This is a genomic window from Microbacterium sp. OVT16B (genome assembly GCF_019969705.1).
Taxonomy (GTDB): domain Bacteria; phylum Actinomycetota; class Actinomycetes; order Actinomycetales; family Microbacteriaceae; genus Microbacterium; species Microbacterium natoriense.
In genome coordinates, this window is record NZ_JAHXZA010000001.1 from 1,699,484 (window position 1) to 1,724,688 (window position 25,205).

Sequence of the window (25,205 nt, forward strand, 5' to 3'; positions counted from 1 at the left end):
GGTCAGTCTTCCAGCCCTCGCCGCTTCAGCAAAGGGGCGATCTCGGCATCGCGACCGCGGAAGTCACGGTACGCCTCCAGGGGATCCTTCGATCCGCCGACGCCGAGGAGTCGGTTGCGGAAGCGGTCGCCGTTCTCCCGTGTGAGACCGCCGTTCTCGCGGAACCAGTCGACCGTGTCGGCGTCGAGCACCTCGCTCCAGATGTACGAGTAGTAGCCGGCGCTGTATCCGCCGGAGAACACGTGCGCGAAGTACGTCGACGAGTAGCGCGTGGGGACCACCGGGTCGTTCAGGCCGATGTCGGTGAGGGCCGCCGCCTCGAACGCGGCGACGTCGTCGACGTCGGCATCCGCACCCACCCGATGCCACGCCTGGTCCAGCCAGGCGGCGGCGAGGTACTCGCTGGTGGCGTGTCCCTGGTCGAAGGTCTCCGTGGCGCGGAGCCGGTCGACGATCGCCGGGTCGAGGGGCTCGCCGGTCTCGTGGTGCCGCGCGTAGTTGTCGAGGACCTCCGGCCAGAGGATCCACATCTCGTTGACCTGGCTGGGGAACTCGACGAAGTCGCGGTACACGTTGGTCCCGGAGAAATGGGGGTAGGTCACGACGGCGAACAGCCCGTGCAGCGCATGCCCGAACTCGTGGAACAGCGTCGTCACCTCATCGAGCGTCAGCAGAGTCGGCTCGCCGTCTCCCGGCTCCGGCACGTTGAGATTGTTGACGACGACCGGGGCGGTGCCGCGCAGACGCGACTGGCTGACGATGGGGTTCATCCACGCTCCACCGCGCTTCGAATCGCGCGTGTAGAGGTCGAGGACGTACAGCCCGAGCGCGCTGCCGTCGGCGTTGAAGACCTCGAACACCCGCGCACCGGGGTGGTACGCCGTCAGGTCGGGCCGCTCCTGGAACGTCACACCGTACAGCCGTGTGGCGGCGAAGAACATGCCGTCCTGCAGGACCCGCTCCGCCTCGAACCAGGGACGAAGCGCGCTGGTGTCGATGTCGTAGGTCGCCGCCCGCACCCGCTCGGTGTAGAACGCCCAGTCGTGCGCCTCGATCTCGAACGGCTCCGGCTCGGTCCCGTCGACGATGGCCTGCAGCGCCGCTCGCTCCGCGCGAGCATTGCGGGCCGACGGCGCCGCGAGCGCGCGCAGCATCCGTTCGACGGCGTCGGGGGTCTTCGCCGTCTCGTCTGCGGTGACGTACGCGGCGTGGGACTCGTACCCGAGCAGTGCGGCGCGTTCGGCACGGAGACGCACGATCTCGCGCAGCACGGGGCGGTTGTCGTCGGCGTTGTCGCGCGATGCCCGGCTGCGCGACGCGTCCATGATGCGGCGGCGTGCGTCGCGATCGCGCAGCTGTGCGAGGTACGGATGCCCGGTGAAGAGGGGGAGGGACACGAGGAGCTTCCCGTCGAGGCCGCGGCTCTGGGCAGCCCGTGCGGCGGCGGAGAGCTCTCCGGCGCTGAGCCCGTCGAGTTCGGACGCGGAGTCGAAGACCACCGCGAGGTCGTTCGTGTCGTTGAGGAGGTTCCGCTCGAACGTGTTGCTCAGGGTGGACAGCTGCTGATTGAGGAGCGTGAGATGCGCCTTGGCCTCGTCGTCGAGCGCCGCCCCGGCGTGGGTCATCTCGCGGAACCGCCGTTCGACCAGGTAGCCCTGCTCCGCGTCCAGGTCGAGGGAGTCCCGCTGCTCGTGCACGAGCCTGACGCGCCAGTACAGGGCGCCGTCGAGGGTGATGGCGTCGGTATGCGCGGCCATCAGCGGAGCGAGCTGTTCGTCGACGGCCTGGATCTCGGGCGTCGCATCCGCTGAGCTCACCGTGTAGAACGCGTGGGCGACCCTGTCGAGGAGCTCCCCGGAGCGCTCCAGCGCCTCGATCGTGTTCTCGAACGTCGGCATGGATCTGACCATCGTGATGCGCGCGACCTCGCCCAGCTGCTCAGCGAACGCCGCCCGGAACGCGGGCAGATAGTGCTCTGGCCTGATGCGGGCGTAGTCGGGGAGGCCGTAGGGGAGCGAAGACGGCTGCAGCAGCGGGTTGGACGCGTCGGTCATTCCTTGAGCCTAGCCATGACCCGTTCGAGCGCCTCCACGACGATCCGCACCGAGCGCCGGCGCAGGTTCTCCGGACGTGCGAGCACGTCGATGAGCCGGTGCGTGCTCACTCCGAGGAGAGGGAGTCGCACGATGTCCCGGTCGTCGACGCTGCGCGACGTGTAGCGCGGCAGCATCCCCAGCACGTCGCCGGCGGCGACGACCGCGGAGACCGCGCCGTAGTCGTTGATGCGATGCCTGATCTCGAGCGCGCGCCCCGCGACGGCGGAGACGGCCCGCAGCACGTCATCGGGGGAGTAGCCGATGCGGCTGGTCACCCACGGCTGCTCCACGACGTCGTCTGGGGTCAGGGAGTCGAGGGCGGCGAGGGGGTGGGCTGCCGCGACCGCGACGTCGAGGGGCTCGCTGACGAGCGTGAGGCTGCGGATGCCGGCTTTCGGCCAGGGCTCGGAGTGCTCCATGCGGTGAGCGAGCACGAGGTCGTAGCGCGCCGTGAGCGCGGGGAAGTCACTCTGAGCGACATCCTCATCGGTGAGCTGCACCGTCGGGGCGGCGTCGCTCTCGGACAGCTCGCGCACGAGGGATCCGAACAGCGCCTGTCCAGCGCTGTGGAATCCGCTGATGGTGACGACGCCTGTCGGCTCGCTCTCGAACTCGTCCAACGCGCTGCGTGCAGCGGCCATCGCGTCGATCGCCTCCGTGCCGGCCGCCGCGAGCACTTCTCCCGCCGGAGTGAGGGCGAGACGTCGGCCGTCTCTGCGAGTCAGCGGGGTGCGGACTCCCCGCTGCAGGGCGGAGAGGTGCTGGGATACGGCGGACGGTGTGACGTTCAAGGCCTCGGCCACGGCGGTGACGCTGCCGAGGGCTCCGAGTTCGCGCAGGATCTGCAGCTGGTGGAGTTCCATGACGTCAGTTTAGCTTTTGCTACATAGACCGTGCAGGAAGAGGCGATTGCTCTACAACGTCGTGTGCGGTGTGATCGAAGCATGAAGGCTTTGTTCAAGGCAGAACGCGCAGCAGGACTCGAGCTGGTGGAGCGCCCCGATCCGGTGGCCGCGGCGGACGAGGTCGTCATCCGCGTGCTCCGCACCGGCATCTGCGGAACCGACCTGCACATCCGCCGCTGGGACGACTGGGCCGCGTCCGCGATCGACGCGCCGCTGATCCCCGGCCACGAGTTCTACGGCGAGGTCGTGGAGGTCGGTCCGCTCGTGCGCGACATCACCGTCGGCGACCGCGTCTCCGGCGAGGGGCACATCGTGTGCGGAACCTGCCGCAACTGCCGCGCCGGCCGTCGGCAGATGTGCATCCGCACGATCGGCCTCGGACTCCAGCGCGACGGCGCCTTCGCCGAATACCTCTCCCTGCCGGCGACGAACGTCTGGGTGCACCACTCCGACGTGACGCCGGAGCTCGGGGCGATCTTCGATCCGCTCGGCAACGCGGTGCACACCGCCCTCACCTTCCCCCTCATCGGAGAGGACGTCCTCGTCACGGGATGCGGCCCGATCGGGCTGATGGCGATCGCCGTGGCACGCCATGCGGGCGCACGCTTCATCGTCGCCACGGATGTCAGCGCTCCTCGCCTCGCGATGGCGCGGCAGATGGGCGCCGACGAGGTGGTCGACGTGTCGAGGAGCGACATCCGCGACGCGCAGCGGGCGCTCGCGATGCGGGAGGGGTTCGACGTCGGCTTCGAGATGAGCGGCGCGGCCACTGCGCTGCCCGCGATGATCGACAACATGAACCACGGCGGCCGCATCGCGATGCTCGGTCTGCCGAGCGCCGGCTTCGACATCGACTGGGGCAAGCTCGTCACCCACATGCTCACGATCAAGGGCATCTACGGTCGCGAGATGTTCGAGACGTGGAACGCGATGGGTGCGATGCTGCAGAGCAGCGCGACCCTGCGCGAGTCGATCGGCCGCGTGATCGCGGAGGTGCTCCCTGCGCGTGACTGGGAGAAGGCTTTCGCCGCCGCGGAGTCGGCGGGAACGGGGAAGATCATCCTCGACTGGACGCAGCTGTAGAGCGAAGGAGTTTGCGATGTACGGGACATTCCAGAACCATGTGACGGCAGAGCTCAGCGGGATCGAGGAGGCGGGGCTCACCAAGCACGAGCGCGGCATCCGCGGACCGCAGAGCGCCGAGATCGTCGCCGACGGTGCAGAGGTGCTGAACTTCTGCGCGAACAACTACCTGGGTCTCGCCGACGACGCCCGCATCCTCGACGCCGCCAAGGGCGCGCTGGACGAGTGGGGGTACGGACTGGCGAGCGTGCGCTTCATCTGCGGCACGCAGGAGCAGCATCTCGAACTCGAACGTCGTCTCGCCGGATTCCTCGGCACCGACGACGCCATCCTCTACTCCTCCTGCTTCGATGCGAACGGGGGAGTGTTCGAGACGCTGTTCGGCGCCGAGGATGCGATCATCTCGGACGAGCTCAACCACGCATCGATCATCGACGGCATCCGCCTCTCGAAGGCCCGCCGCCTGCGCTATCGCAACCGCGACATGGCCGACCTCGAGGAGCAGCTGAAGGCGGCAGCCGACGCGCGCTTCCGCGTCGTCGTCACGGACGGCGTCTTCTCGATGGACGGCTACATCGCTCCGCTGGCGGAGATCTGCGACCTCGCGGAGCGCTACGACGCCCTCGTCTTCGTCGACGACTCCCATGCCGTCGGCTTCGTGGGCGAGAACGGACGCGGCACCCCTGAACTGTGCGGCGTCGCGGACAGAGTGGACATCTACACCGGCACGTTCGGCAAGGCGCTGGGCGGCGCGTCAGGGGGCTACGTCGCCTCGCACGCCGACATCGTCGCCCTGCTGCGTCAGCGCTCGCGCCCCTACCTCTTCTCGAACACCCTCGCGCCGGCGATCGTCGCGGGAACCCTCACGGCGCTCGACCTCGTCGAGGGGTCCGCCGATCTCCGTGCTCGGCTTCGGGAGAACGCCGCGCTGTTCCGCGAGCGGATGAGCGCAGAGGGTTTCGAGCTGCTGCCGGGGGAGCACCCCATCGTGCCGGTGATGTTCGGGGATGCCGCGCTGACCGCCCGCGTCGCGAAGGAGATGCAGGCCAGGGGCGTCTACGTCACGGCGTTCAGCTTCCCTGTCGTCCCGCGGGGTCTTGCGCGGATCCGCGTGCAGCTCTCTGCTGCGCACACGCCGCAGCAGATCGAGCGCTGCGTGGCCGCATTCGTGGCGGCGCGGGCCGCCGTGAGCTGACCTCGACAAACTTGCAAAGAAAAGCTTGCAAAGAAGTCTTTGCAAGGGTATCTTTGCATGCATGACGAACCACCCGAAGTCCCGCAGCCTCGACCCCGGTGCGCTGAAGGCGCTCGCTCATCCGCTGCGCGTGCGGATCTTCGACCTCCTCAGCGAGAGGGGCCCGCAGACGGCGAGCTCCCTCGCGGCTCTCGTCGGCGAGACGTCCGGTTCGATGAGCTATCACCTGCGGGCGCTGGCCGCGCACGACCTGATCCAGGAGGTCGAGGGGCGTGGCACGGCGCGTGAGCGCTGGTGGGAGAGGCCCAAGGGGCGCATCGATCTGCCGGGTCCCGACGACTCGATGACGCCGTCGAACCGCGCCTCCGCGCAGATCGTCACGGCCGAGTTCTTCCGCCTGCGTCACGAGGCGCTGATGGCGTACCTGAACCGCAACGAGTCCGCAATCCCGGAGGAATGGCGCGACGTCGGGATCATCATGACGACGTACCTCGACCTGACGGCGGCGCAGATGGAGGAGGTCAAGGCCGAGCTCAGCGCCGTCGTCGATCAGGTCGTCGACCGCTACCGCGGCCAGTCCGGCCCCGACGTCCGGCGCGTGACCCTGCGCGCTGAGCTCTTCGACCTGCCCACGACCACCAGTACGGAGGAATCATGACCAGCGCCGCTCTCCACCTCACCGCGCCGACGCAGGCCGAGCGCCGCCTCCTGCATCTGGCGGAGCACCTCACGGCCTACGTCGAACGCCGCATCGCCGCCAGGGCCGAGCGCCGGGAGATCGCGCTCGACCTGCTCCGCGAGCAGCAGGCCCGGAGACAGGATCCCCGGGCCGTCGAGCACCTCCTCGCCCAGGTCGGTCTTCCTCGGAGGTGAGGGCACCGCATCACCGAGAGACACGAAACGCTTCACCCGATGTCAGACATCAGGTGAAGCGTTTCGTCTCGTCGCTGCGCTTCTCGCTCGACGACCGGGCAGTCGCGAGCGGAGGTCAGTCCTCGAAAGGACGCGCCACGACGTCGCCGGACGCCGTCTGCAGCACTTCCCAGCCGGCGTCGAGCTCGGCGATCGCGCGGCCCTCGAGCCACGTGAGCGTCCAGTGGCCGTTCATACCGCGCGATTCGACCTCGGCGATGGAGGGGCGCAGCGCGGCGGGTACCGACGCCGGCGGCTCCGACCCCGTGGCCCACCGCGTGCCGAGCTGCATCACACGGCCTCGACGGGAGCGAGCTCGATCGCGGTGACCGCGAACTCGTCGCCAACGGCGAGTCCGAGCTCCGCGATGCGACCCACGGCCGACAGATCGGCGGCAGCGGCCTGAAGCGCCTCGTACTTCTCGGCGGGGGCGGTGATCATGGCGCTCGCGACGGGGGTCTTCTGCGACGCCTTCGCCTCGGTCTTCGCACGACGGATGCTGATCAGGGCCTCGCTGGCCACCGACAGCACCGCGGCGTCTCCCTCGATGCCCAGCGGCTCGGGCCAGGATGCCGTGTGCACGGAGCCCTCCTCGAACCAGGACCACACCTCTTCTGTCGCGAAGGAGAGGATCGGCGCGAGCAGTCGCAGCAGCGTCGACAGAGCAAGGCGCAGCGCGAGGGCCGCGGACGCCTGACCCACGTCGTTCTGGTTGTACGCGCGCTCCTTGACGAGCTCGAGGTAGTCGTCGCAGAAGGTCCAGAAGAAGGCCTCGGTGACTTCGAGGGCCTTGGCCTGGTCGTAGTTCTCGTAGGCCCTCGTCGCCTCGGCGATGACGCCGTCGAGCGCCGTCAGCATGGATGCGTCCAGCGCGTGCGTGACCTGCGCGCCCTCTGGCACGGGGAACGAGAGCACGAACTTCGCCGCGTTCAGCACCTTGATGGCGAGTCGGCGGCCGATCTTCACCTGCGTCGGGTTCTGCGGGTCGAAGGCGGCGTCCATGCCCAGTCGGCTCGACGCGGACCAGTAGCGCACGGCATCCGATCCGTGCGTGTCGAGGATGTCGGCGGGCGTGACCACGTTGCCCTTGGACTTCGACATCTTCTTGCGGTCGGGGTCGACGATGAAGCCGCTGATCGCGGCGTTGCGCCACGGCGAGCGGCCGTCTTCGAGGGTCGAGCGCAGCATGGTCGAGAACAGCCAGGTGCGGATGATGTCCTGACCCTGCGGGCGCAGGTCGAACGGCGCGGTGAGCTCCCAGAGCTCCTCGTCGCGCTGCCAGCCGCCGGCGAGCTGCGGGGTGAGCGAGGACGTCGCCCAGGTGTCGAGGATGTCGGCCTCGGCGTCGAAACCACCGGGCACGCCGCGCTGCTCTGCGGTGTACCCCGCCGGCACGTCGGTGGTCGGGTCGATCGGAAGAGCGGAGTGGTCGGGCGTGAGCACGCGGTCGTAATCGCGGTCACCGTTCTCGTCGAGCGCGTACCACAGCGGGATCGGCACGCCGAAGAAGCGCTGGCGGGACACGAGCCAGTCGCCCGTGAGACCGCCGACCCAGTTCTCGTAGCGCACGCGCATGAAGTCCGGGTGCCAGGCGAGCTCGGCGCCGTGGCCGATGAGCGCATCGCGCAGCTCGGCGTCACGGGCGCCGTTGCGGATGTACCACTGCCGGGTCGACACGATCTCGAGGGGACGGTCGCCCTTCTCGAAGAACTTCACCGCGTGGTTGAAGGGCTTGCCGACCGCGGTCATCGCGCCGGTCTCCTGCAGCTTCTCCACGATGGCCTTGCGCGCGGAGAACACGGTCTTGCCCGCGAGCTCCTCGGCGTACCACTGCTGCGCCGCCGCATCCGCCACCGAGGAGGGGGCGTCGGGGAGGAATCGGCCGTCGAGACCGATGGTCGTCATGTTCGGCAGGTGATCGCCCGACACGGTGCGCAGCTCGCGCCACCACACGATGTCCGTCACGTCGCCGAAGGTGCAGACCATGGCCGCGCCGGTGCCCTTGTCGGCGAGCGCGAGGTGGTGGCCGTGGATCTCGATCTCGGCGCCGAAGAACGGCGTGGTCACCTTCGTGCCGATCAGGTGCTTGTGCGGTCCCTCCGGGTGCGTCACGATCGCGATGCACGCGGGGAGGAGCTCGGGGCGCGTGGTCTCGATGGTGATCGAGCCGGAGCCGTCGGAGAACGGGAAGTCGATGGTGTGGTACGCGGCCTGCTGGTCGCGGTCCTCGAGCTCGGCCTGCGCGATCGCCGAGCGGAAGTCGATGTCCCACAGCGTCGGCGCGAGAGCTTGGTAGGCCTCGCCGCGCTCGATGTTGCGCAGGAAGGCGAGCTGGCTCTGCCGGATCGTGTCGTCGGAGATCGTCCGGTAGGTCTGGGTCCAGTCGACGCTGAGGCCGAGCTGGCGGAACAGCGCCTCGAAGTGCTTCTCGTCCTCGACCGTCAGCCGCTCGCACAGCTCGATGAAGTTGCGGCGGCTGATCGGCAGCTGGTCGGCAGCGCGCGAGGACTTGTTGTCTCCGCCCTCGAACGGCGGGGTGAAGTCGGGGTCGTAGGGGAGTGAGGGATCGCAGCGCACCCCGTAGTAGTTCTGCACCCGACGCTCGGTGGGGAGGCCGTTGTCGTCCCAGCCCATGGGGTAGAAGACGGTCTTGCCGCGCATGCGCTCGAACCGCGCCTTGATGTCGGTGTGCGTGTAGGAGAACACGTGCCCGATGTGCAGGGAGCCGGATGCCGTCGGCGGCGGGGTGTCGATCGAGTAGACGCCGTCACGCCCGGTCTGCGCGGCGCGGATGCGGTCGAACAGGTAGGTGCCCTGCTCCGCCCATGCGTCGTTCCACTTCGCTTCGAGACCTTCGAGTGCGGGCTTGTCGGGAATAGCGGACATGGGAGGTCTCCTCGAGCGATGTATGCGGCACTGTGTGAGCGTGCCTGAGTGTGGATTGTGCCTCCAGTGTACCGACCGCATAACAAGGGGGTCGTACATCGACCCCGTCCAAGAATCCGCCGTAGAATCGAAGCATCCCGATCCGTTCTTCCTGAGGAATCGCCATGCCCGCACGCTCCCTGCGTCGCCTCCTGCCCGCCGTGGCACTCGCGGCCGCCTCCGCCCTGGTTCTCAGCGCCTGCACCTCCGCCGGCAGCGGCGACGCCTCTGACGAGATCGTGTGGTCCATCGAGGGAGCCAACCTCTCGGCGGGGCACATGGATCCGCAGGTGAGCCAGCTCGACGTCTCCGGCATGGTGCAGCGCGCCGTGCTCGACTCGCTGGTGTTCCAGGAGGATGACGGCAGCTTCACCCCGTGGCTCGCGACGAAGTGGGAGGTGTCGCCCGACAGCACGGAGTACACCTTCACGCTGCGAGACGACGTCACCTTCACCGACGGCGAGAAGTTCGACGCCGCGGCCGTCAAAGCCAACTTCGACCGCATCGTCGACCCGGCGACGAAGTCCGCGCAGGCCGCGAGCATGCTCGGCGCCGACTACTACAAGGGCACCGAGGTCGTCGACGACCACACCGTGAAGGTGTCCTTCACCCAGCCCTACGCCCCCTTCCTCCAGGCGGCGAGCACTCCTCAGCTCGGGTTCTACTCGCCGAAGGTGCTGAAGGAGTCCGCCGACAAGCTCAAGGCGGGCGGCCCAGGGATCACCGTCGGAACCGGGCCGTTCGAGCTCACCGAGTACACGCCCGATCAGGAGATCGTCTACACCCGCAACGACGATTACGCCTGGGGACCGCACGACGCCACGGCGCCGAAGGTCGAGACCCTGCGCGTCGAGATCCAGCCCGAGGCGTCGGTCCGCGCCGGAGTCGTGAAGAGCGGCGAGTCCGACATCGCCAGCAACATGCCGCCGAACCTGGTGAAGGAACTGGGCGATGGCGTCACCGTGGACTCGGTCGAGTACCCTGGTCTGCCGTACTCGCTGTACCTGAACGAGAAGTACGGCGTGTTCGCCGACGAGAAGGTGCGCCAGGCGTTCTCGCGGGGCATCGACATCGACTCCGCCGTCGAGGAGATCTTCTTCGGCCAGTTCCCGCGGGCGTGGAGCATCCTCGGCTCGACGACGCCCGGGTACGACGCATCGCTCGAGGGCACCTGGCCCTACGACGAGGATGCGGCGAACGCCCTCCTCGACGAGGCCGGCTGGACGGAGCGCGACGCCGACGGCATCCGCATGAAGGACGGCACGCGCCTCTCCGTGCGCTGGATCGCCTGGACCCCGATCCCCGATGACCGGGCAGCGCTCGCGAACGCCATCCAGTCCGACCTCAAGAAGATCGGCTTCGAGGTCGTCCGGGAGACGCTCGAACCGGGCAAGTACAACGAGCAGTACGGTCCGAAGACCTTCGACCTCACGGACTGGGACTTCTCCGGAGTCGACCCGGACTTCCTGCGCAACCACCTGCACACGGACGGCTTCCAGAACGCCTCGCAGGTCTCCGACCCCGCCCTCGACGCGCTCCTCGAAGAGGCGGTCGCGACGAGCGACCAGAAGAAGCGCGACGAGCTCTACACCCAGGTGCAGCAGTGGAACGCCCAGCATGTCGCCATCGTCCCGCTCTACAGCCCCTCGGCGATCACCGCGGTGGGCGAGCGGGTCAAGGGCCTCGACTACGACCTGTACGGGCGGCCGCTGTTCTACGATGTGAGCGTCGGCTGACGCCCCTCCGCCGCCGAGGGAACGAGACGAGCGCCGTCCCGAGCGAACGGAGCGAGTCGAGGTGACGAGACGGGTGAAGGCCGTGCTGCTCCGCATCGCCGGGATCGTCGCCTCGGCCGCCGCCGTGATCTGGGGCGCCGCCACGCTGGCCTTCCTCGCCTTCCGGGTGATCCCCGGAGATCCGGTCTCGGTCATGCTCGGCCCGCAGGCCCAGGTGAGCGAGGCCGTCAAGGACTCGATCCGCGCCGAACTCGGGCTGGACCGACCGCCGCTGGAGCAGTACGGGAGCTTCATCGGGAGGCTGGCCCGCGGTGATCTGGGCGAGTCGTATCAGCTGCGTCTGCCGGTGACCGAGGTCATCGGCAGACAGCTCGGTGCGACGGTGCAGTTGGCGGCGCTCGCGCTGCTGATCGCGATCGTGCTCGCGCTCGCCGTGTCGTTCCTCGTACGCGGGCGGGCCGCTCGCGCCGTCGCGGCCGGAATCGAGCTCGTGGTGCTGTCGTCGCCGGTGTTCTGGATCGGCCTCGTGCTGCTGAGCGTGTTCGCTTTCGGACTGGGGTGGTTCCCGGTCTCCGGCACCCGCAATCCCGCCACGATCGTGCTGCCCGCCGTCACCCTCGCCCTGCCCGTGGCCGCCCTGCTCAGCCAGGTGCTGCGCGACGGGCTCGTGCAGGCGGAGCGGATGCCGTTCGCCGAGACGGTGCGCGCGCGGGGAGCGAGTCCGCTCCGGTTCACCGCACGGCACGGGCTGCGTCACGGCGCCGCCGGCGCGATCACCCTGGCCGCCTACCTCACCGGCTCCGTGCTGGGCGGGGCGGTGCTCGTGGAGACGGTGTTCGCCCGCCCGGGCCTCGGTCGCGTCACCCTCGCGGCGATCAGCGATCGCGATCTCCCCGTCATCACGGGGATCATCCTGCTCAGCGCCGTGGTGTTCGTGATCGTGAACGTGGTGGTCGAGCTGATCCATCCGTTCATCGACCCGCGTCTGCGCTCCCGATCGGCGGGTGTCCGATGAGGCGCGTGCTGCTGTGGACGGCTGTCACCATCCTGGCCGTCATCGCGTTCGCGGCACTGCTGCCCGACGTCCTCGCGACGCACGATCCGCTCCAGACCGACGTGCGCTCCGCGCTGCTGCCCCCGAGCGCCGAGCACCTCTTCGGCACCGACCAGAGCGGGCGGGACGTGTACTCGCGGGTCGTGCACGGAGCCGGGCGGTCCGTGGGCATCGGGCTGCTCGCCACCGGCATCGCCCTGGTCGTCGGCCTCGCGATCGGCTCTCTCGCCGGCGTATCGCCCCGTGGTCTCGATGTCGCGCTCATGCGGGTGAACGACGTGCTGATGGCCTTCCCGGAGTTCCTCGTCGCCCTCGTCGTGATCGCCGTGCTCGGGCCGGGACCCGTGAACATCGCGATCGCGGTGACGCTCGCCGCTGTTCCCGTCTACGTCCGACTGGCGCGGGTGCAGACCCGTACGCTTCGCCTCGCCGAGCACGTCGAGGCGGCGCGGATCCTCGGCGTCCCTCGCTTCTCGGCGTTCCTGCGGCACGTGGCGCCGGGGGTGCTCGGTTCGCTGAGCGTCCTCGCCACGATCGGCATCGGATCCAGCATCCTCGCCGCCGCAGGGCTCAGCTTCCTCGGGCTCGGCCCTGCCGAGCCGACCCCGGAATGGGGCCTCATGCTCTCGGGAGGACGCAACGTGCTCGGACAGGCCTGGTGGATCTCGGTGTTCCCCGGGGCGGCCATCACCCTGACCGTCGTCGCTGCGACCGTCGTCGGTCGCATGCTCCGAGCGCGCGCCGACGGGGTGAGGTCATGACGGCCGCGCTGGAGGTGCAGGGGCTGCGCATCGGCTTCGACGGGCCGGCGGTCGTCGACGGCGTGTCGTTCTCGGTGGCACCTGGGGAGTGCGTCGCGATCGTCGGGGAGTCCGGTGCGGGCAAATCCCTCACGGCGCGGGCGCTGCTCGGGCTGAGCGCTGGGCGCGTGCACGTCGATCGGCTGCTGATCGACGGCGAGGATGCCGCGGGCCTCGGCGAGCGCGCATGGCGACGGCTCAGGGGCGCGCGCATCGCGCTGGTGTCCCAGGATGCGCTGGTGTCGCTCGACCCGCTGCAGAGGATCGGCAGCGAGGTCGCCGAGCCGTTGCGCATCCACGGGCTCGACGCGGCACCCGAGCGCGTGCAGGAGCAGCTGCGCCGAGTGTGGATGCCCGATCCGGAGCGCCGCGCGCGCCAGTACCCGCACGAGCTCTCCGGGGGGCTCCGCCAGAGGGCGCTGATCGCCTCCGCCCTCGCGGCCGGACCGGCCGTGCTCGTGGCGGACGAGCCCACCACGGCGCTGGACGCCACGGTCCAGGCGCGCATCCTCGCACTCCTGAGGGAGATCGCCGACGCCGGCACCGCTGTGCTGTTCATCAGCCACGACTTCGCGGCGGTCCGCAGACTGGCGGACCGGGTGCTGGTCATGCGCGGGGGCATCGTCGTCGAGGAGGGGAACACGGCGGATGTGCTGGAGAACCCTCGGCACGACTACACGCGCGAGCTGATCGCCGCGACCCGTCACACGCCGAGAGAGACGGAAGAGGGAGACCCGACCCCTGTGCTCGTGGGCAGCGGGGTCGCGAAGAGCTTCGGCGGCGTGCCGGCGGTGGTCGATGCGGACTTCGCCGTGCCGGAGGGGCGCACACTCGGCGTGGTGGGGGAGTCGGGGTCGGGCAAGACGACGCTCGCTCGCATGATCGTCGGCGTGGAGACTCCGGATGCCGGGGAGCTGCGCTGGCAGGGGACCCATCGGGTGCAGCTCGTGCATCAGAATCCGCTCGGGGCCTTCGACCCCCGCTGGACGATCGGACGATCGCTGCGGGAGGCGCTCGCCGCTGGCGGGGTGCCCCGTGCGCAGCGCGCGGCGAAGACGGCGGCACTGATGGCGGAGGTCGACCTCGATCCGGGGCTCGCAGACCGGCGTCCCATGGCGCTGTCCGGCGGTCAGCGGCAGCGGGCGGCGATCGCTCGCGCGCTCGCCGCCGAGCCGGATGTGCTGGTGCTCGACGAGCCGGTCTCCGCCCTCGACCCCTCGGTCCGGGAGCGCGTGCTGCAGCTGCTGGTGCGGCTGCAGCGGACGCGCGGGCTGACCATGATCTTCGTCTCGCACGATCTCGACGTCGTCGGGGCGGTCTGCGACACGGTGCTGGTGATGCAGGACGGGCGGATCGTGGAGCAGGGGCGCGTGTCTGAGGTCTTCGCGGCCCCGCAGCACCCGTTCACGAGGGAGCTGCTGGCGGCGAGCGGTCAGTCCTTGACCTGAATGCCGATGCTCGCGGCGAGGACGGGTGCGAGCTGCTGCACCTGGAAGCCGGAGAGCGTCGTGCCGCGCAGGCTGTTCGCGTCGAGGTAGCTCAGCGCGTCGAGGCCGCGGAGATCGACGTCGACGGCGCGCATCCCCCGTGGATCGACCTCGTCGCTGGACGTGCCGCGGAAGCGCACCCTGGTGAGCTCGGACTGGGGGAGATCGACCGTGCGGATGCTGCAGTCGATGACATCGACGTCGACCGCCTTGGCGCCGCCGAGGTTCAGGTAGTCCACGCGGAGGTCGCGGAGTTCGAGCTCGTCGATCCTGGCGTCGCTGAGATCGAGGGTGCCGATTCGTCCGCCGGCGATCCGCAGGCGACGGACGCTCGCACCCCGCATGCGGAGGGAGGCGATGCGGACTCCGGTCATCTCGACGTCGAGGAGCGTGGCTCCGGTGAGATCGACGGCATCCGCATCGGCGTCGACGACGCACTGCTCGAGCGACGCGTACGCGAGATCGGACGGTCCGTCGAGGTCGAGCCGCGCTGCCACGAGGTCCACGCTGCGCGCGGGGGCGGCGTCGACGTACTCGCGGGGCAGGTCGGGGGGAGAGACGCGAGGAGCGGCGGGGGAATCGGACGAACGTGCCATGGTTCGAGGGTAGGGGGTGCCGCCGACGCTCAGTGAGCGGTGGAGCACGACGGTCCTCGACTGCTGCTGTGCCGCGTACAATGGGGGCACGAGCATCGATCCGGCCATCACCGGGGAGCTCTCGGAAGAACGCATCGACAGGCTGAGCCTGCCGGGGCCAGTAGAACCGAGCGGGGCAGGCCCGTCACAGCCGCAGTGAGAGTGGCCCCGCCGTGAGGCGCGGTAAGCGAGGTGGTACCGCGGTCCGTGAGGATCGTCCTTGCAGCAGCATCCGCCACGACGATCACTGCGAGACGACATGACCTACCCGCGTTCCTCCTTCGGCCCCGCCGCCGATCAGGCTACCTCCGTCGCACCGAGCCCCCGCTTCCCCGCCATCGAGCGCGAAGTGCTCGACTTCTGGGAGTCCGACCAGACGTTCCGCGCCTCTATCGAGCAGCGCGAGGGCGCCGACGAATGGGTCTTCTACGACGGCCCTCCGTTCGCGAACGGCCTGCCGCACTACGGCCACCTGCTCACCGGGTATGCGAAGGACGTGTTCCCGCGCTTCCAGACGATGCTCGGCAAGAAAGTCGACCGCGTCTTCGGCTGGGACACGCACGGTCTGCCGGCGGAGCTCGAGGCGATGAAGCAGCTCGGCATCACCGAGAAGAGCGAGATCGAGGACATGGGGATCGACGTCTTCAACGCGAAGGCGAAGGACTCGGTGCTCACGTACACGCGCGAGTGGCAGGACTACGTCACGCGTCAGGCGCGATGGGTCGACTTCGACCGCGGCTACAAGACGCTCGACCTCGGCTACATGGAGAGCGTGCTCTGGGCGTTCAAGACCCTGTACGACAAGGGTCTCGCCTACGAGGGCTACCGCGTGCTGCCGTACTGCTGGCGCGACGAGACGCCCCTCAGCGCCCACGAGCTGCGCATGGACGACGACGTCTACAAGGACCGTCAGGACCCGTCCGTCACGGTGTCGTTCCCGCTGATCGGCGCGGAGGCCGAGCAGCTCGACCTCGCCGGGGTGCGGGTGCTGGCCTGGACGACCACCCCGTGGACGCTCCCGACCAACCTCGCGCTCGCCGTGGGGCCCGACATCGAGTACGTCGTCGTGCCCGCGGGGCCGAACGGCGCCTCCGAGGGCGTCGACGGTGCGCGCTACCTGCTCGCCCGCGACCTGCTCGGCGGCTACGCGAAGGACCTCGGCTACGAGGATGCCGCGGCCGCTCTGGACGCCGCGAGCGGAACCGTCAAGGGGTCGCTGCTCGGCGGTCTCCGCTACGAGCCCCTGTTCTCGTACTACGCCGACACCGAGACCTACGGCACGCAGAACGCGTGGCAGATCCTCGTCGACGACTACGTCACGACCACCGACGGCACGGGCGTCGTGCACCAGGCGCCCGCCTACGGTGAGGACGACCAGCGGGTGGCCGAGGCCGCCGGCATCCCGACCATCCTGTCGCTCGACGACGGAGGGCGCTTCCTCCCGAACGTCACCGACGTCGCCGGCGAGCTGTGGATGGACGCGAACACGCCGCTGATCCGTCTGCTCCGCGCGGAGCAGCGCCTGGTCCGCGAGCAGAGCTACGTGCACTCCTACCCGCACTGCTGGCGCTGCCGGAACCCTCTGATCTACAAGGCCGTCTCGAGCTGGTTCATCCGCGTCACCGACCTCAAGGACCGGATGCTCGCGAACAACGAGCAGATCACCTGGGTGCCCGAGAACGTCAAGCACGGTCAGTTCGGGAAGTGGCTCGAAGGTGCCCGCGACTGGTCGATCAGCCGCAACCGCTACTGGGGCTCGCCCATCCCGATCTGGAAGAGCGACGACCCGGAGTACCCCCGCGTCGACGCCTACGGTTCGCTGGAGGAGCTGGAGCGGGACTTCGGCGCGCTGCCGCGCAACCCCGAGGGCGAGATCGACCTGCACCGTCCGTACATCGACGACCTCACGCGTCCGAACCCCGACGATCCCACCGGCACGAGCACGATGCGCCGCATCGAGGACGTCTTCGACGTGTGGTTCGACTCGGGGTCGATGCCGTACGCGCAGGTGCACTACCCGTTCGAGAACCAGGAGTGGTTCGATTCGCACGCCCCCGCCGACTTCATCGTCGAGTACATCGGGCAGACGCGCGGGTGGTTCTACGTGATGCACGTGCTGTCGACCGCGCTCTTCGACCGACCCGCGTTCACGGGTGTCAGCTGCCACGGCATCGTGCTGGGCAGCGACGGGTACAAGATGTCGAAGTCGCTGCGCAACTACCCGGACGTGTCGGAGGTCCTCGACCGCGACGGCTCCGACGCGATGCGCTGGTTCCTCATGTCGAGCTCCGTGCTCCGCGGCGGCAACCTCGCCGTCACCGAGGAGGGCATCCGCTCCGGCGTGCGCGAGTTCCTGCTGCCGCTGTGGAACTCCTGGTACTTCTTCGCGACCTACGCCAACGCGGCGTCCGAGGGCGGCTACGAGGCGTCGTGGCGCACCGACTCGACGGATGTGCTCGACCGCTACATCCTGGCGCGCCTCGGCGACCTCGTGCGCGACGTCCGCGTCGACCTCGAGGGACTCGACTCCACCACGGCGTCCGCTCGCCTGCGCGACTTCGCGGAGGTGCTGACCAACTGGTACATCCGCCGCTCGCGCGACCGGTTCTGGGAGGGCTCGAGCACCGAGGCGTTCGACACCCTCTACACGGTGCTCGAGACGCTGTGCCGCGTGGCGGCGCCCCTCGTGCCGCTGGTGAGCGAGCGCGTGTGGCAGGGACTCACCGGCGGGCGCAGCGTGCACCTGCAGGACTGGCCCGACGCCTCCGCGTTCCCCGCGGCCGACGAGATCCGCGATGCGATGGACGCCGTGCGTGAGCTGTCCAGCGTCGGCAACGCGCTGCGCAAGAAGGAGAAGCTGCGCGTCCGTCTGCCGCTCGCGCGCCTCACGGTCGTCTCACCGCTCGCTGCGACGCTCGGCCAGTTCGAGGACATCCTCCGCGAGGAGCTGAACGTCAAGTCCGTCGAACTGGTGCAGCAGACCGAGACCACCGCGTCCGAGTACGGCATCGACCACCGCCTCAGCGTCAACGCGCGCGCCGCCGGTCCTCGCCTGGGCAAGGACGTGCAGAAGGCGATCCAGGCCGCCCGCAGCGGCGACTGGTCGGAGACCGACGGGGTGGTGACCGCGGGCGGCATCGCCCTGGAGCCCGCCGAGTACGAGCTCGTGCTGGAGACGACGGGGCGCCCCGAGGGCGAGGCGCTCGCGATCGTGCCGACCGGCGGCTTCGTGCTGCTCGACACCCGGACCACCCCCGAGCTCGAAGCCGAGGGCCTGGCGCGCGACGTCATCCGCGCCGTGCAGGAGACCCGCAAGAACGCGGGCTTCGACGTCAGCGACCGGATCCGTCTCGACCTCCGATTCGACAGCGATGCGGACGCGGATGCCGTGGCAAGCGCGTTCGAGATCGCCGATGTCGCGGGGGAGACCCTCGCTCTCCAGCACGGCGTCCACCGCGGCGGCGCCGAACTGCCCGCCGCGGAGTTCGAGGCCGTCATCTCGACGGGCACCTACGCCAACACGGGCGACTTCACGGTCGCCGTCAGCCGGATCGGAGGCGCAGCATGAGCGCACGCGAGCGGGCGGATGCCGTCTACGAGGCTCTGCTGAGCCGGGCGGGCGAGCGCTGGGTGCAGCCGCGCAAGGAGCGCGTCGCCCGCATCCTCGCCTTCCTCGACGACCCGCAGAAGACGTACCGGGTCGTGCACATCACGGGCACGAACGGCAAGACGTCGACCGCGCGGATGATCGAGAGCCTGCTGCGGGCGCACGACCTGCGCACCGGACTGTTCACGAGCCCGCATCTGGAGCGCTTCACCGAGCGCATCATGATCGACGGCGAACCGATCTCCGACGAGGCCGTCGCCGACGCCTGGGACGAGATCGAGCCCTTCGTCGGGATCGTCGACGCCGAGCTGGAGGCCGCGGGCGATGCGCCGCTGACGTTCTTCGAGCTGCTCACCGTGCTCGCCTTCGTGGCCGTGGCGGATGCTCCGGTCGACGTGCTCGTGCTGGAGGTCGGCATGGGGGGCGAGTGGGACTCGACGAACACCGCCGACGGCGACGTCGCGGTGTTCGCGCCGATCGACATCGACCACGCCGACCGCCTGGGAGACACGATCGCCGCGATCGCCCAGGTGAAGGCGGGGATCATCAAGGAGGGCGCAGCGGTGGTCTCCGCGCAGCAGCCCGCCGAGGCGGCCGAGGTCCTCCGTCGGGTCGCCGCTGAGAAGAACGCGGACATCTCGTTCGAGGGCGAGGAGTTCGGACTCACCGAACAGAAGCTCGCCGTCGGCGGGCAGCTGCTGACGATCCGCGGGCTCGCGGGGGAGTACGCCGAGGAGTACCTGCCCCTCTACGGGGCTCACCAGGGCCACAACGCCGCCCTGGCCGTCGCGGCCGTGGAGTCGCTCATCGGGGGCGGCGCCAAGCCGATCGCGTCAGACGTGGTCACCGACGGCCTGCAGTCCGCGACCTCTCCCGGCCGCCTGCAGCTGCTCGGCATCGCTCCGACCGTGATCGTCGACGCCGCGCACAACCCGCACGGCGCCGCCGCCCTCGCGCAGGCGCTGGATGACAGCTTCGACTTCGACGAGTGGGGTGTCGTGCTCGGCGTCCTCGCCGACAAGGACGCCGCAGGGATCGTGGCGAAGCTCGCCCCGGTCGCCGCGCACGTCTTCGCGACCGCTCCCGAGTCCGATCGCGCCAGCGACGCCGACGCGATCGCGGACCTCGTCGAGCAGACGGGGCACCGTGCCACCGTGCATCCGACCCTCGCCGAGGCCGCCGACGCGGCTCGCGAGTGGGCGGCCTCGTCGGATCGGCGCGCCGTCGTGATCGCGGGCTCCGTGGTGCTCGCGGGTGAGGCGATCGCCCTCGCCGAGGAGGAGGACTGGAAGTCGGGGTGGCGCGCGTGAGCGCGGCATCCGCTCCCGCGCGCTCTCCTCGACCTCCGCGCACCCTCGTGCAGAAGCTGGCGCCGGTTGTGCTCGGCTTCGAGTCGATCGTCGTGTTCCTCGCCGGACTCACGGTGTTCGGGTTGAAGGCGCTCCCCGACGGCGTCGAGCCGTGGTGGGGGATCGTCGGCGGCGGCATCGTCGCTCTCGCCTGCATCGCCGTGGCCGGCATGATCACCCGTCCGTGGGCGATCACCGCGGGCTGGGTGATCCAGGCGGTCATCGCGCTCTCCGCGGTCCTCGTGCCCGCCATCCTGCTCGTCGTCGTGATTTTCGGCGGCATGTGGGCGTATGCGACGATCGTGGGGGCGCGCGTGGATGCACGACGTCCCGCCGACCCGCAGAACTCGACTCAGACCACGCAGACCTCAGACACAGAGAGTGAATGACATGGCCACCGAAGAAACCCTCGTCCTCGTCAAGCCGGACGGCGTCGCCCGCGGCCTCACCGGAGCGATCCTGGCGCGCATCGAGGCGAAGGGCTACGCCCTCGTCGACATCCGTCTCGTCGACCCCGACCGCGACCTCCTCGCCGCGCACTACGCCGAGCACGAGGGCAAGCCGTTCTACGAGCCGCTGCTCGAGTTCATGCTCTCCGGTCCGTCGGTCGCGATCCGTCTCGCGGGCAACCGCGTGATCGAGGGCTTCCGTTCCCTCGCGGGCACCACCGACCCGACCACGGCGGCCCCCGGGACGATCCGCGGCGACTTCGGCCGCGACTGGGGCCTCAAGGTGCAGCAGAACCTCGTGCACGGCTCGGACAGCCCCGAGTCCGCCGCCCGCGAGCTCGGCATCTGGTTCGACTGAGCCCGCCCTCCGCAACGAGAGAGCCCTCCCGCATCGTCGCGATGCGGGAGGGCTCTCTCGTCTCGGTACGAGGTTCAGAAGATGATGCGGATCATCTCGCCGATGAAGTCGATGCCCTTGAGCTGAGCCATGGCGATGATGATCGCGTAGGCCACGATCGCGGCCAGCGGGACCCACGCCATGAGGCTCCCCGCGCGCTCCTGGACCTTTTCGTTCCGGGTGAAGGTGCCGTTGCGGGTGAGATGCAGCATCGTCGCGAAGAAGGTGGGGATGGTCACGGCCCAGGTCACCATGCACCACGGGCAGAGGACGACGAGGTCGTAGATGCTCTGCGAGATCAGCCAGCAGACGAACCCGAAGGCGAAGGTGATGCCGGCGCCGAAGATCGCCCAGAACCACCGGGGGAAGCGCGCTCCGGCGAGAACGGCCACACCGATCACGAGGGGCGCCATCCAGCCGGTGAGGCCGAGGATCGGGTTCGGGAAGCCGAAGACCGATCCCTGCCAGGAGAGGAGGTTCTTGCCGCACTGGATGAACGGGCTGATATCGCAGCTGAGACTCGCCTCGGGGTTCTCCATGATCACGAACTTCTCGATCGTGAGCTGGAACGCGGCGAACCAGCCCACCACACTCGCGACGATCAACCAGATTCCGTAGCCGATGGGGCGGGTGCGCTGCTCGCTCATATGTGGATTATCACAGCGATTGCTATGCGCCCGACGAGAACGCGCCAGCGGCGCGCGAGGAGGTGGATGCCGCGAACACGCCCACATGGTGCGATAATGGCCTGTGATGCACCGCTCGGCACACGCCGTGGCACGCATCGACGCAGACTTCGGGGCCGTATGCCCCACGTGATCAGAGCCGTGAGCCGGTCACACACCGAGTGAGTTCGCGGCACCTGCGGGTGCCGCATGAGATTTCGCGAGGCACCGGGTGCCGCGCGCGAGGAGTTCGCCAGAGATGGCCGATGAGACCAATGACTACGACGCCCCTACCCTCGACTTCTCTGCGGATGCTGACGCACCCGCAGAGGTAGTCGTCGACGCTGCGGAGGACGCTGAATCCTCCGAGGCGACCGACGCCCCCGAGGTCGACGCCCCCGCCGATGCGGCCGAGGCAGACGCCCCCGAGGGGGATGCCCCGATCGCCGGCACTCCGGAGCCCGACACTGCCGAGGCCCCAGAGGGTGACGCTCCTGAGGCGGCTGACGCCGCCGAGGCCGACGCCCCGGTCGCTGACGCCCCCCGCTCGTCGAGCGAGGACGGCGGAGCCGACCGAGACGAGACGCCCGCTGCGACGGACGAGCCCGGTGCTCCGGCATCCGCTGCCGCCGACGCGGCAGACGCCCAGCCCGCCGCCGTGGAGTCCGCACCCGTCGAGGAGCCGTCTGTTCCCGCCGCGGAGCCGAAGACCGAAGAGCCTGTCGCGGTGGAGCCCGCTGCGCCCGCGCCGGTGACCGCCGTGTCGCTCGGCCTGCTGCCCGAGGTGTTCGTCTCGCAGGTGTCCACGCAGCTGCACTTCTACGCTCCCGAGTTCGTTCCGCTCCCGGCACGCCCCGGTCGCGTCTTCGACCGCATCGCCGAGCGCGACCCGCAGCGCGAGCCTGAGGAGTCGGCATCCGCACGAGGACGCCGTCGCCGCCGTGGAGGCTCCGAGGGCGATGACGAGCGGTCCGAGCCCCGTCAGCCGCGCCAGCGCGTCGTCGAGTACATCACCGAGCCGAAGGCGATCAAGGGATCGACCCGCCTGGAGGCGAAGAAGCAGCGCCGCCGCGACGGTCGCGATGCCGGTCGCCGCCGTCCCGTCGTGACCGAGGCCGAGTTCCTCGCTCGCCGCGAGTCCGTCGACCGCAAGATGGTCGTCCGCTCCAAGAACGGCCGCACCCAGATCGGAGTCCTCGAAGACGGCGTGCTCGTCGAGCACTACGTCGCCCGCAACCAGGACGCGTCGCTGATCGGCAACGTCTACCTCGGCCGCGTGCAGAACGTGCTCCCGAGCATGGAGGCCGCCTTCGTCGACATCGGCCGCGGCCGCAACGCCGTGCTGTACTCCGGCGAGGTCGACTGGGACGGCGTCGAGACCGGCAACCAGCCCCGCCGCATCGAGCTCGCGCTCAAGCCCGGCGACCGCGTGCTCGTCCAGGTCACGAAGGACCCGGTCGGCCACAAGGGCGCCCGCCTCACCAGCCAGATCTCGCTCCCCGGCCGGTACCTCGTGTACGTGCCCGGCGGATCGATGAACGGCATCAGCCGCAAGCTGCCCGACAACGAGCGCGCGCGACTCAAGCGCATCCTCAAGGAGGTGCTCCCCGAGTCCTCCGGCGTGATCGTCCGCACGGCGGCAGAGGGCGCCACCGAGGAGCAGCTGACGCGCGACGTGCAGCGCCTCACGACCCAGTGGGAGCACATCCAGAAGCAGGTGGAGAACCAGCAGGCTCCCGCGCTGCTGCACGCCGAGCCGGATCTGCTCGTCAAGATCGTCCGCGACGTCTTCAACGAGGACTTCACGAAGATGCTGATCCAGGGCGACGAGTCGCAGCGCACCATCCGCGCCTACCTGGAGAGCGTCGCCCCCGACCTGCTCGAGCGGGTGGAGTCGTACGAGGACGAGACCGACCCGTTCGACGCGTTCCGCATCACGGAGCAGATCGAGAAGGCCCTTGACCGCAAGGTCTGGCTGCCCTCCGGCGGCTCCCTCGTGATCGACCGCACCGAGGCCATGACGGTCGTCGACGTCAACACCGGAAAGTTCGTCGGCTCCGGGGGAAACCTCGAGGAGACCGTCACCAAGAACAACCTGGAGGCGGCAGAGGAGATCGTCCGTCAGCTGCGGCTGCGCGACATCGGCGGCATCATCGTCGTCGACTTCATCGACATGGTGCTGGAGTCGAACCGCGACCTCGTGCTGCGCCGTCTCATCGAGTGCCTCAGCCGGGACCGCACGAAGCACCAGGTCGCCGAGGTCACCTCGCTCGGCCTCGTGCAGATGACCCGCAAGAAGCTCGGCCTCGGCCTCCTGGAGACCTTCAGCGAGGCGTGCGAGGTCTGCGCCGGCCGCGGTGTCATCGTGCACCACGACCCCGTCGTGAAGCACCGAGCGCCGTCGAACGGGAACGGACAGCAGAACCGTCGCCAGCGCGGCAACTCCGCGCCGGCCCAGAGCGCGCCGCCGGCCCCGAACGTGACGCACAGCATCCCCGAGGGCGCGAAGTCGGCCCTCGCGCAGATCGCCGCATCGACGCTCGCCCCGAACGCGGAGGGGGCGACGGATGCCGCCGCGCCCGCCGTCGAGCAGACCGCGGCGCAGGAGCGTCCGAAGAAGGCCCGCAAGAAGCGCGGGTCCGATCGGAAGGCGCCGAAGTCGCCCGCCGAGCAGCTGCTCGACTCGGTGCTGGACGCCCTTCCCGAGCCGAAGGCGCCCGGTCAGGGCCGCGGCCGTCGTCGGGTGACCACGGCGGCTCTCACGGGCACGCCCGTATCGGTGAACTCCGAGTCGTCAGCTCCGGTCGCGGGCGGGGACGCGCAGTCCTGAGGCGATCAGCCTGCGCACCAGCTCCTTGCCGCCGACGTGCTGAGCGCCGGCGGCGATGAGCCGGGGGATCATGTCCTCCGGCACGTCGTAGTGGTCGAGGTCGAAAGCGCGCTCAGGCACGCTCAGAGACCTCGCGAAGGCGTGCAGCTCGTCCAGGCTCTCATCGCTCACGAGATGCGCCCACAGGCGCCCGTGCGCGGGCCAGAGCGGATCATCGACGAGCACGGTCATGCTGTCAGCCTACGACCGGACACACCCCGCAGGACGTTTTGCGACACCGCCCGGCATCCGGTAAAGTAGTCCCTTGGTGCGTATGCCGCCCCGTCCTCGACGGTCGGTGCGGAGAGTCTTGCGTTCGCACCCGTCGCCCCGCGATGAATGCAAGCAACAGTCTTCCCGTGAGATTCTCGGAGCACCGTGCTCCCCAACGAAACAGGTATGAAGTGGTTTACGCAGTAGTGCGCGCCGGTGGGCGGCAGGAGAAGGTCGAGGTCGGCACGATCGTTCAGCTCGACCGTGTTCAGGCTGCCCAGGGCGAGAAGATCGAGCTGCCCGCTGTGCTGCTCGTCGACGGCGCCACGGTGACCACCGACGCTGACAAGCTCGCGAAGGTCAAGGTCACGGCAGAGGTTCTCGGCAACCTCCGCGGCCCGAAGATCATCATCCAGAAGTACAAGAACAAGACCGGCTACAAGAAGCGTCAGGGCCACCGCCAGGAGCTCACGCGCGTCAAGATCACCGGCATCAAGTAAGACCGAGGAGACCCAGGACATGGCACACAAAAAGGGCGCAAGCTCCACCCGCAACGGTCGTGACTCCAACGCACAGCGACTCGGCGTCAAGCGCTTCGGCGGCCAGCAGGTCCTCGCCGGCGAGATCATCGTCCGCCAGCGCGGCACGCACTTCCACCCCGGCGTGAACGTCGGCCGTGGTGGCGACGACACGCTGTTCGCTCTCGCCGCCGGTGCGGTCGAGTTCGGCGCGAAGGGCGGCCGCAAGGTCGTCAACATCGTCGCCGCTGCTGAGTAATCGCAGCACGACACATCTACATCCGATTCGGGGCGGGCTTCGGCCCGCCCC

The 25,205-nt window shown here is 69.4% G+C and carries 22 protein-coding genes; 15 read left to right on the forward strand and 7 right to left on the reverse strand.

Going from position 1 to position 25,205, the window contains the following annotated elements; genetic code table 11:
* Positions 1 to 2: 2 nt before the first annotated feature.
* Together LC438_RS08020 and LC438_RS08025 are read right to left on the reverse strand one after the other, a co-directional pair.
* The gene (locus LC438_RS08020) at positions 3 to 2,054 is read right to left on the reverse strand and encodes a M3 family metallopeptidase (RefSeq protein WP_223586280.1); all 2,052 of its coding nucleotides are present in this window, start codon (positions 2,052 to 2,054) and stop codon (positions 3 to 5) included.
* A complete protein-coding gene (locus LC438_RS08025; protein WP_223586281.1) occupies positions 2,051 to 2,959 on the reverse strand; it encodes a LysR family transcriptional regulator in 909 nt (302 codons plus the stop codon). The genes LC438_RS08020 and LC438_RS08025 overlap by 4 nt, the downstream gene beginning before the upstream one ends.
* 81 nt (positions 2,960 to 3,040) lie before the next feature.
* Between LC438_RS08025 and tdh the strand changes: the two genes are divergently transcribed.
* From tdh to LC438_RS08045, 4 genes are all read left to right on the forward strand, one after another.
* Complete coding sequence (gene tdh, locus LC438_RS08030; protein WP_223586282.1) at positions 3,041 to 4,084, forward strand: L-threonine 3-dehydrogenase; 1,044 nt, start codon at positions 3,041 to 3,043, stop codon at positions 4,082 to 4,084.
* Between the two features lie 16 nt (positions 4,085 to 4,100).
* Entirely contained in the window at positions 4,101 to 5,279 is a 1,179-nt protein-coding gene (locus LC438_RS08035) for a glycine C-acetyltransferase (protein WP_105674451.1), read from the forward strand.
* 61 nt (positions 5,280 to 5,340) lie between these two features.
* Positions 5,341 to 5,937, forward strand: a complete 597-nt coding sequence (locus LC438_RS08040) for a transcriptional regulator (RefSeq protein ID WP_223586283.1) — start codon at positions 5,341 to 5,343, stop codon at positions 5,935 to 5,937.
* On the forward strand, positions 5,934 to 6,152 hold the full coding sequence (locus LC438_RS08045; RefSeq protein WP_105674455.1) for a hypothetical protein: 219 nt from the start codon (positions 5,934 to 5,936) through the stop codon (positions 6,150 to 6,152). Before LC438_RS08040 ends, LC438_RS08045 begins: the two co-directional genes overlap by 4 nt.
* A 115-nt stretch (positions 6,153 to 6,267) precedes the next feature.
* On the opposite strand, the gene LC438_RS08050 is transcribed toward LC438_RS08045, so the two are convergent.
* Positions 6,268 to 6,483, reverse strand: coding sequence for a hypothetical protein (locus tag LC438_RS08050; RefSeq protein WP_223586284.1), 216 nt, complete (start codon positions 6,481 to 6,483; stop codon positions 6,268 to 6,270).
* On the reverse strand, positions 6,483 to 9,077 hold the full coding sequence (gene valS, locus LC438_RS08055) for a valine--tRNA ligase (RefSeq protein ID WP_105674457.1): 2,595 nt from the start codon (positions 9,075 to 9,077) through the stop codon (positions 6,483 to 6,485). The genes LC438_RS08050 and valS overlap by 1 nt, the downstream gene beginning before the upstream one ends.
* Positions 9,078 to 9,241: 164 nt before the next feature.
* On the opposite strand from valS, the gene LC438_RS08060 reads away from it, so the two are divergent.
* From LC438_RS08060 to LC438_RS08075, 4 genes are all read left to right on the forward strand, one after another.
* Positions 9,242 to 10,852: an ABC transporter substrate-binding protein gene (locus LC438_RS08060; RefSeq protein ID WP_105674459.1), complete on the forward strand. Its 1,611-nt coding sequence runs from the start codon at positions 9,242 to 9,244 to the stop codon at positions 10,850 to 10,852.
* Between the two features lie 61 nt (positions 10,853 to 10,913).
* The gene (locus LC438_RS08065; protein ID WP_223586285.1) at positions 10,914 to 11,867 is read left to right on the forward strand and encodes an ABC transporter permease; all 954 of its coding nucleotides are present in this window, start codon (positions 10,914 to 10,916) and stop codon (positions 11,865 to 11,867) included.
* A complete protein-coding gene (locus tag LC438_RS08070) occupies positions 11,864 to 12,667 on the forward strand; it encodes an ABC transporter permease (protein WP_223586286.1) in 804 nt (267 codons plus the stop codon). Before LC438_RS08065 ends, LC438_RS08070 begins: the two co-directional genes overlap by 4 nt.
* The gene (locus LC438_RS08075; RefSeq protein ID WP_223586287.1) at positions 12,664 to 14,154 is read left to right on the forward strand and encodes an ABC transporter ATP-binding protein; all 1,491 of its coding nucleotides are present in this window, start codon (positions 12,664 to 12,666) and stop codon (positions 14,152 to 14,154) included. Before LC438_RS08070 ends, LC438_RS08075 begins: the two co-directional genes overlap by 4 nt.
* Here LC438_RS08075 and LC438_RS08080 read toward each other — a convergent pair.
* Positions 14,139 to 14,789 carry a pentapeptide repeat-containing protein gene (locus LC438_RS08080; protein ID WP_223586288.1) on the reverse strand — a complete coding sequence of 217 codons (651 nt, stop codon included), beginning with the start codon at positions 14,787 to 14,789 and terminating at the stop codon, positions 14,139 to 14,141. The genes LC438_RS08075 and LC438_RS08080 overlap by 16 nt on opposite strands.
* Positions 14,790 to 15,087: 298 nt before the next feature.
* On the opposite strand from LC438_RS08080, the gene ileS reads away from it, so the two are divergent.
* Genes ileS through ndk form a run of 4 tightly spaced genes read left to right on the forward strand, consistent with a single transcriptional unit; the run spans position 15,088 to position 20,591 of the window.
* Complete coding sequence (ileS, locus tag LC438_RS08085) at positions 15,088 to 18,396, forward strand: isoleucine--tRNA ligase (protein WP_223586289.1); 3,309 nt, start codon at positions 15,088 to 15,090, stop codon at positions 18,394 to 18,396.
* A complete protein-coding gene (locus LC438_RS08090) occupies positions 18,393 to 19,745 on the forward strand; it encodes a folylpolyglutamate synthase/dihydrofolate synthase family protein (protein ID WP_105674469.1) in 1,353 nt (450 codons plus the stop codon). The genes ileS and LC438_RS08090 overlap by 4 nt, the downstream gene beginning before the upstream one ends.
* Positions 19,733 to 20,173: a DUF4233 domain-containing protein gene (locus LC438_RS08095; RefSeq protein ID WP_223586290.1), complete on the forward strand. Its 441-nt coding sequence runs from the start codon at positions 19,733 to 19,735 to the stop codon at positions 20,171 to 20,173. Before LC438_RS08090 ends, LC438_RS08095 begins: the two co-directional genes overlap by 13 nt.
* A 1-nt stretch (position 20,174) precedes the next feature.
* Complete coding sequence (gene ndk / locus LC438_RS08100) at positions 20,175 to 20,591, forward strand: nucleoside-diphosphate kinase (RefSeq protein WP_102192635.1); 417 nt, start codon at positions 20,175 to 20,177, stop codon at positions 20,589 to 20,591.
* Positions 20,592 to 20,665: 74 nt separating this feature from the next.
* On the opposite strand, the gene LC438_RS08105 is transcribed toward ndk, so the two are convergent.
* The gene (locus LC438_RS08105) at positions 20,666 to 21,277 is read right to left on the reverse strand and encodes a vitamin K epoxide reductase family protein (protein WP_105674473.1); all 612 of its coding nucleotides are present in this window, start codon (positions 21,275 to 21,277) and stop codon (positions 20,666 to 20,668) included.
* A gap of 277 nt (positions 21,278 to 21,554) precedes the next feature.
* Between LC438_RS08105 and LC438_RS08110 the strand changes: the two genes are divergently transcribed.
* Complete coding sequence (locus tag LC438_RS08110; RefSeq protein WP_223586291.1) at positions 21,555 to 24,125, forward strand: Rne/Rng family ribonuclease; 2,571 nt, start codon at positions 21,555 to 21,557, stop codon at positions 24,123 to 24,125.
* Here LC438_RS08110 and LC438_RS08115 read toward each other — a convergent pair.
* Positions 24,090 to 24,356 (reverse strand): DUF4031 domain-containing protein, encoded by a 267-nt coding sequence (locus LC438_RS08115; RefSeq protein ID WP_105674477.1) that lies wholly within the window; start codon positions 24,354 to 24,356, stop codon positions 24,090 to 24,092. The genes LC438_RS08110 and LC438_RS08115 overlap by 36 nt on opposite strands.
* Positions 24,357 to 24,568: 212 nt before the next feature.
* On the opposite strand from LC438_RS08115, the gene rplU reads away from it, so the two are divergent.
* On the forward strand, positions 24,569 to 24,877 hold the full coding sequence (rplU, locus tag LC438_RS08120) for a 50S ribosomal protein L21 (protein ID WP_181155890.1): 309 nt from the start codon (positions 24,569 to 24,571) through the stop codon (positions 24,875 to 24,877).
* A gap of 19 nt (positions 24,878 to 24,896) precedes the next feature.
* On the forward strand, positions 24,897 to 25,154 hold the full coding sequence (rpmA, locus tag LC438_RS08125) for a 50S ribosomal protein L27 (RefSeq protein ID WP_017202370.1): 258 nt from the start codon (positions 24,897 to 24,899) through the stop codon (positions 25,152 to 25,154).
* Positions 25,155 to 25,205 lie beyond the last annotated feature (51 nt).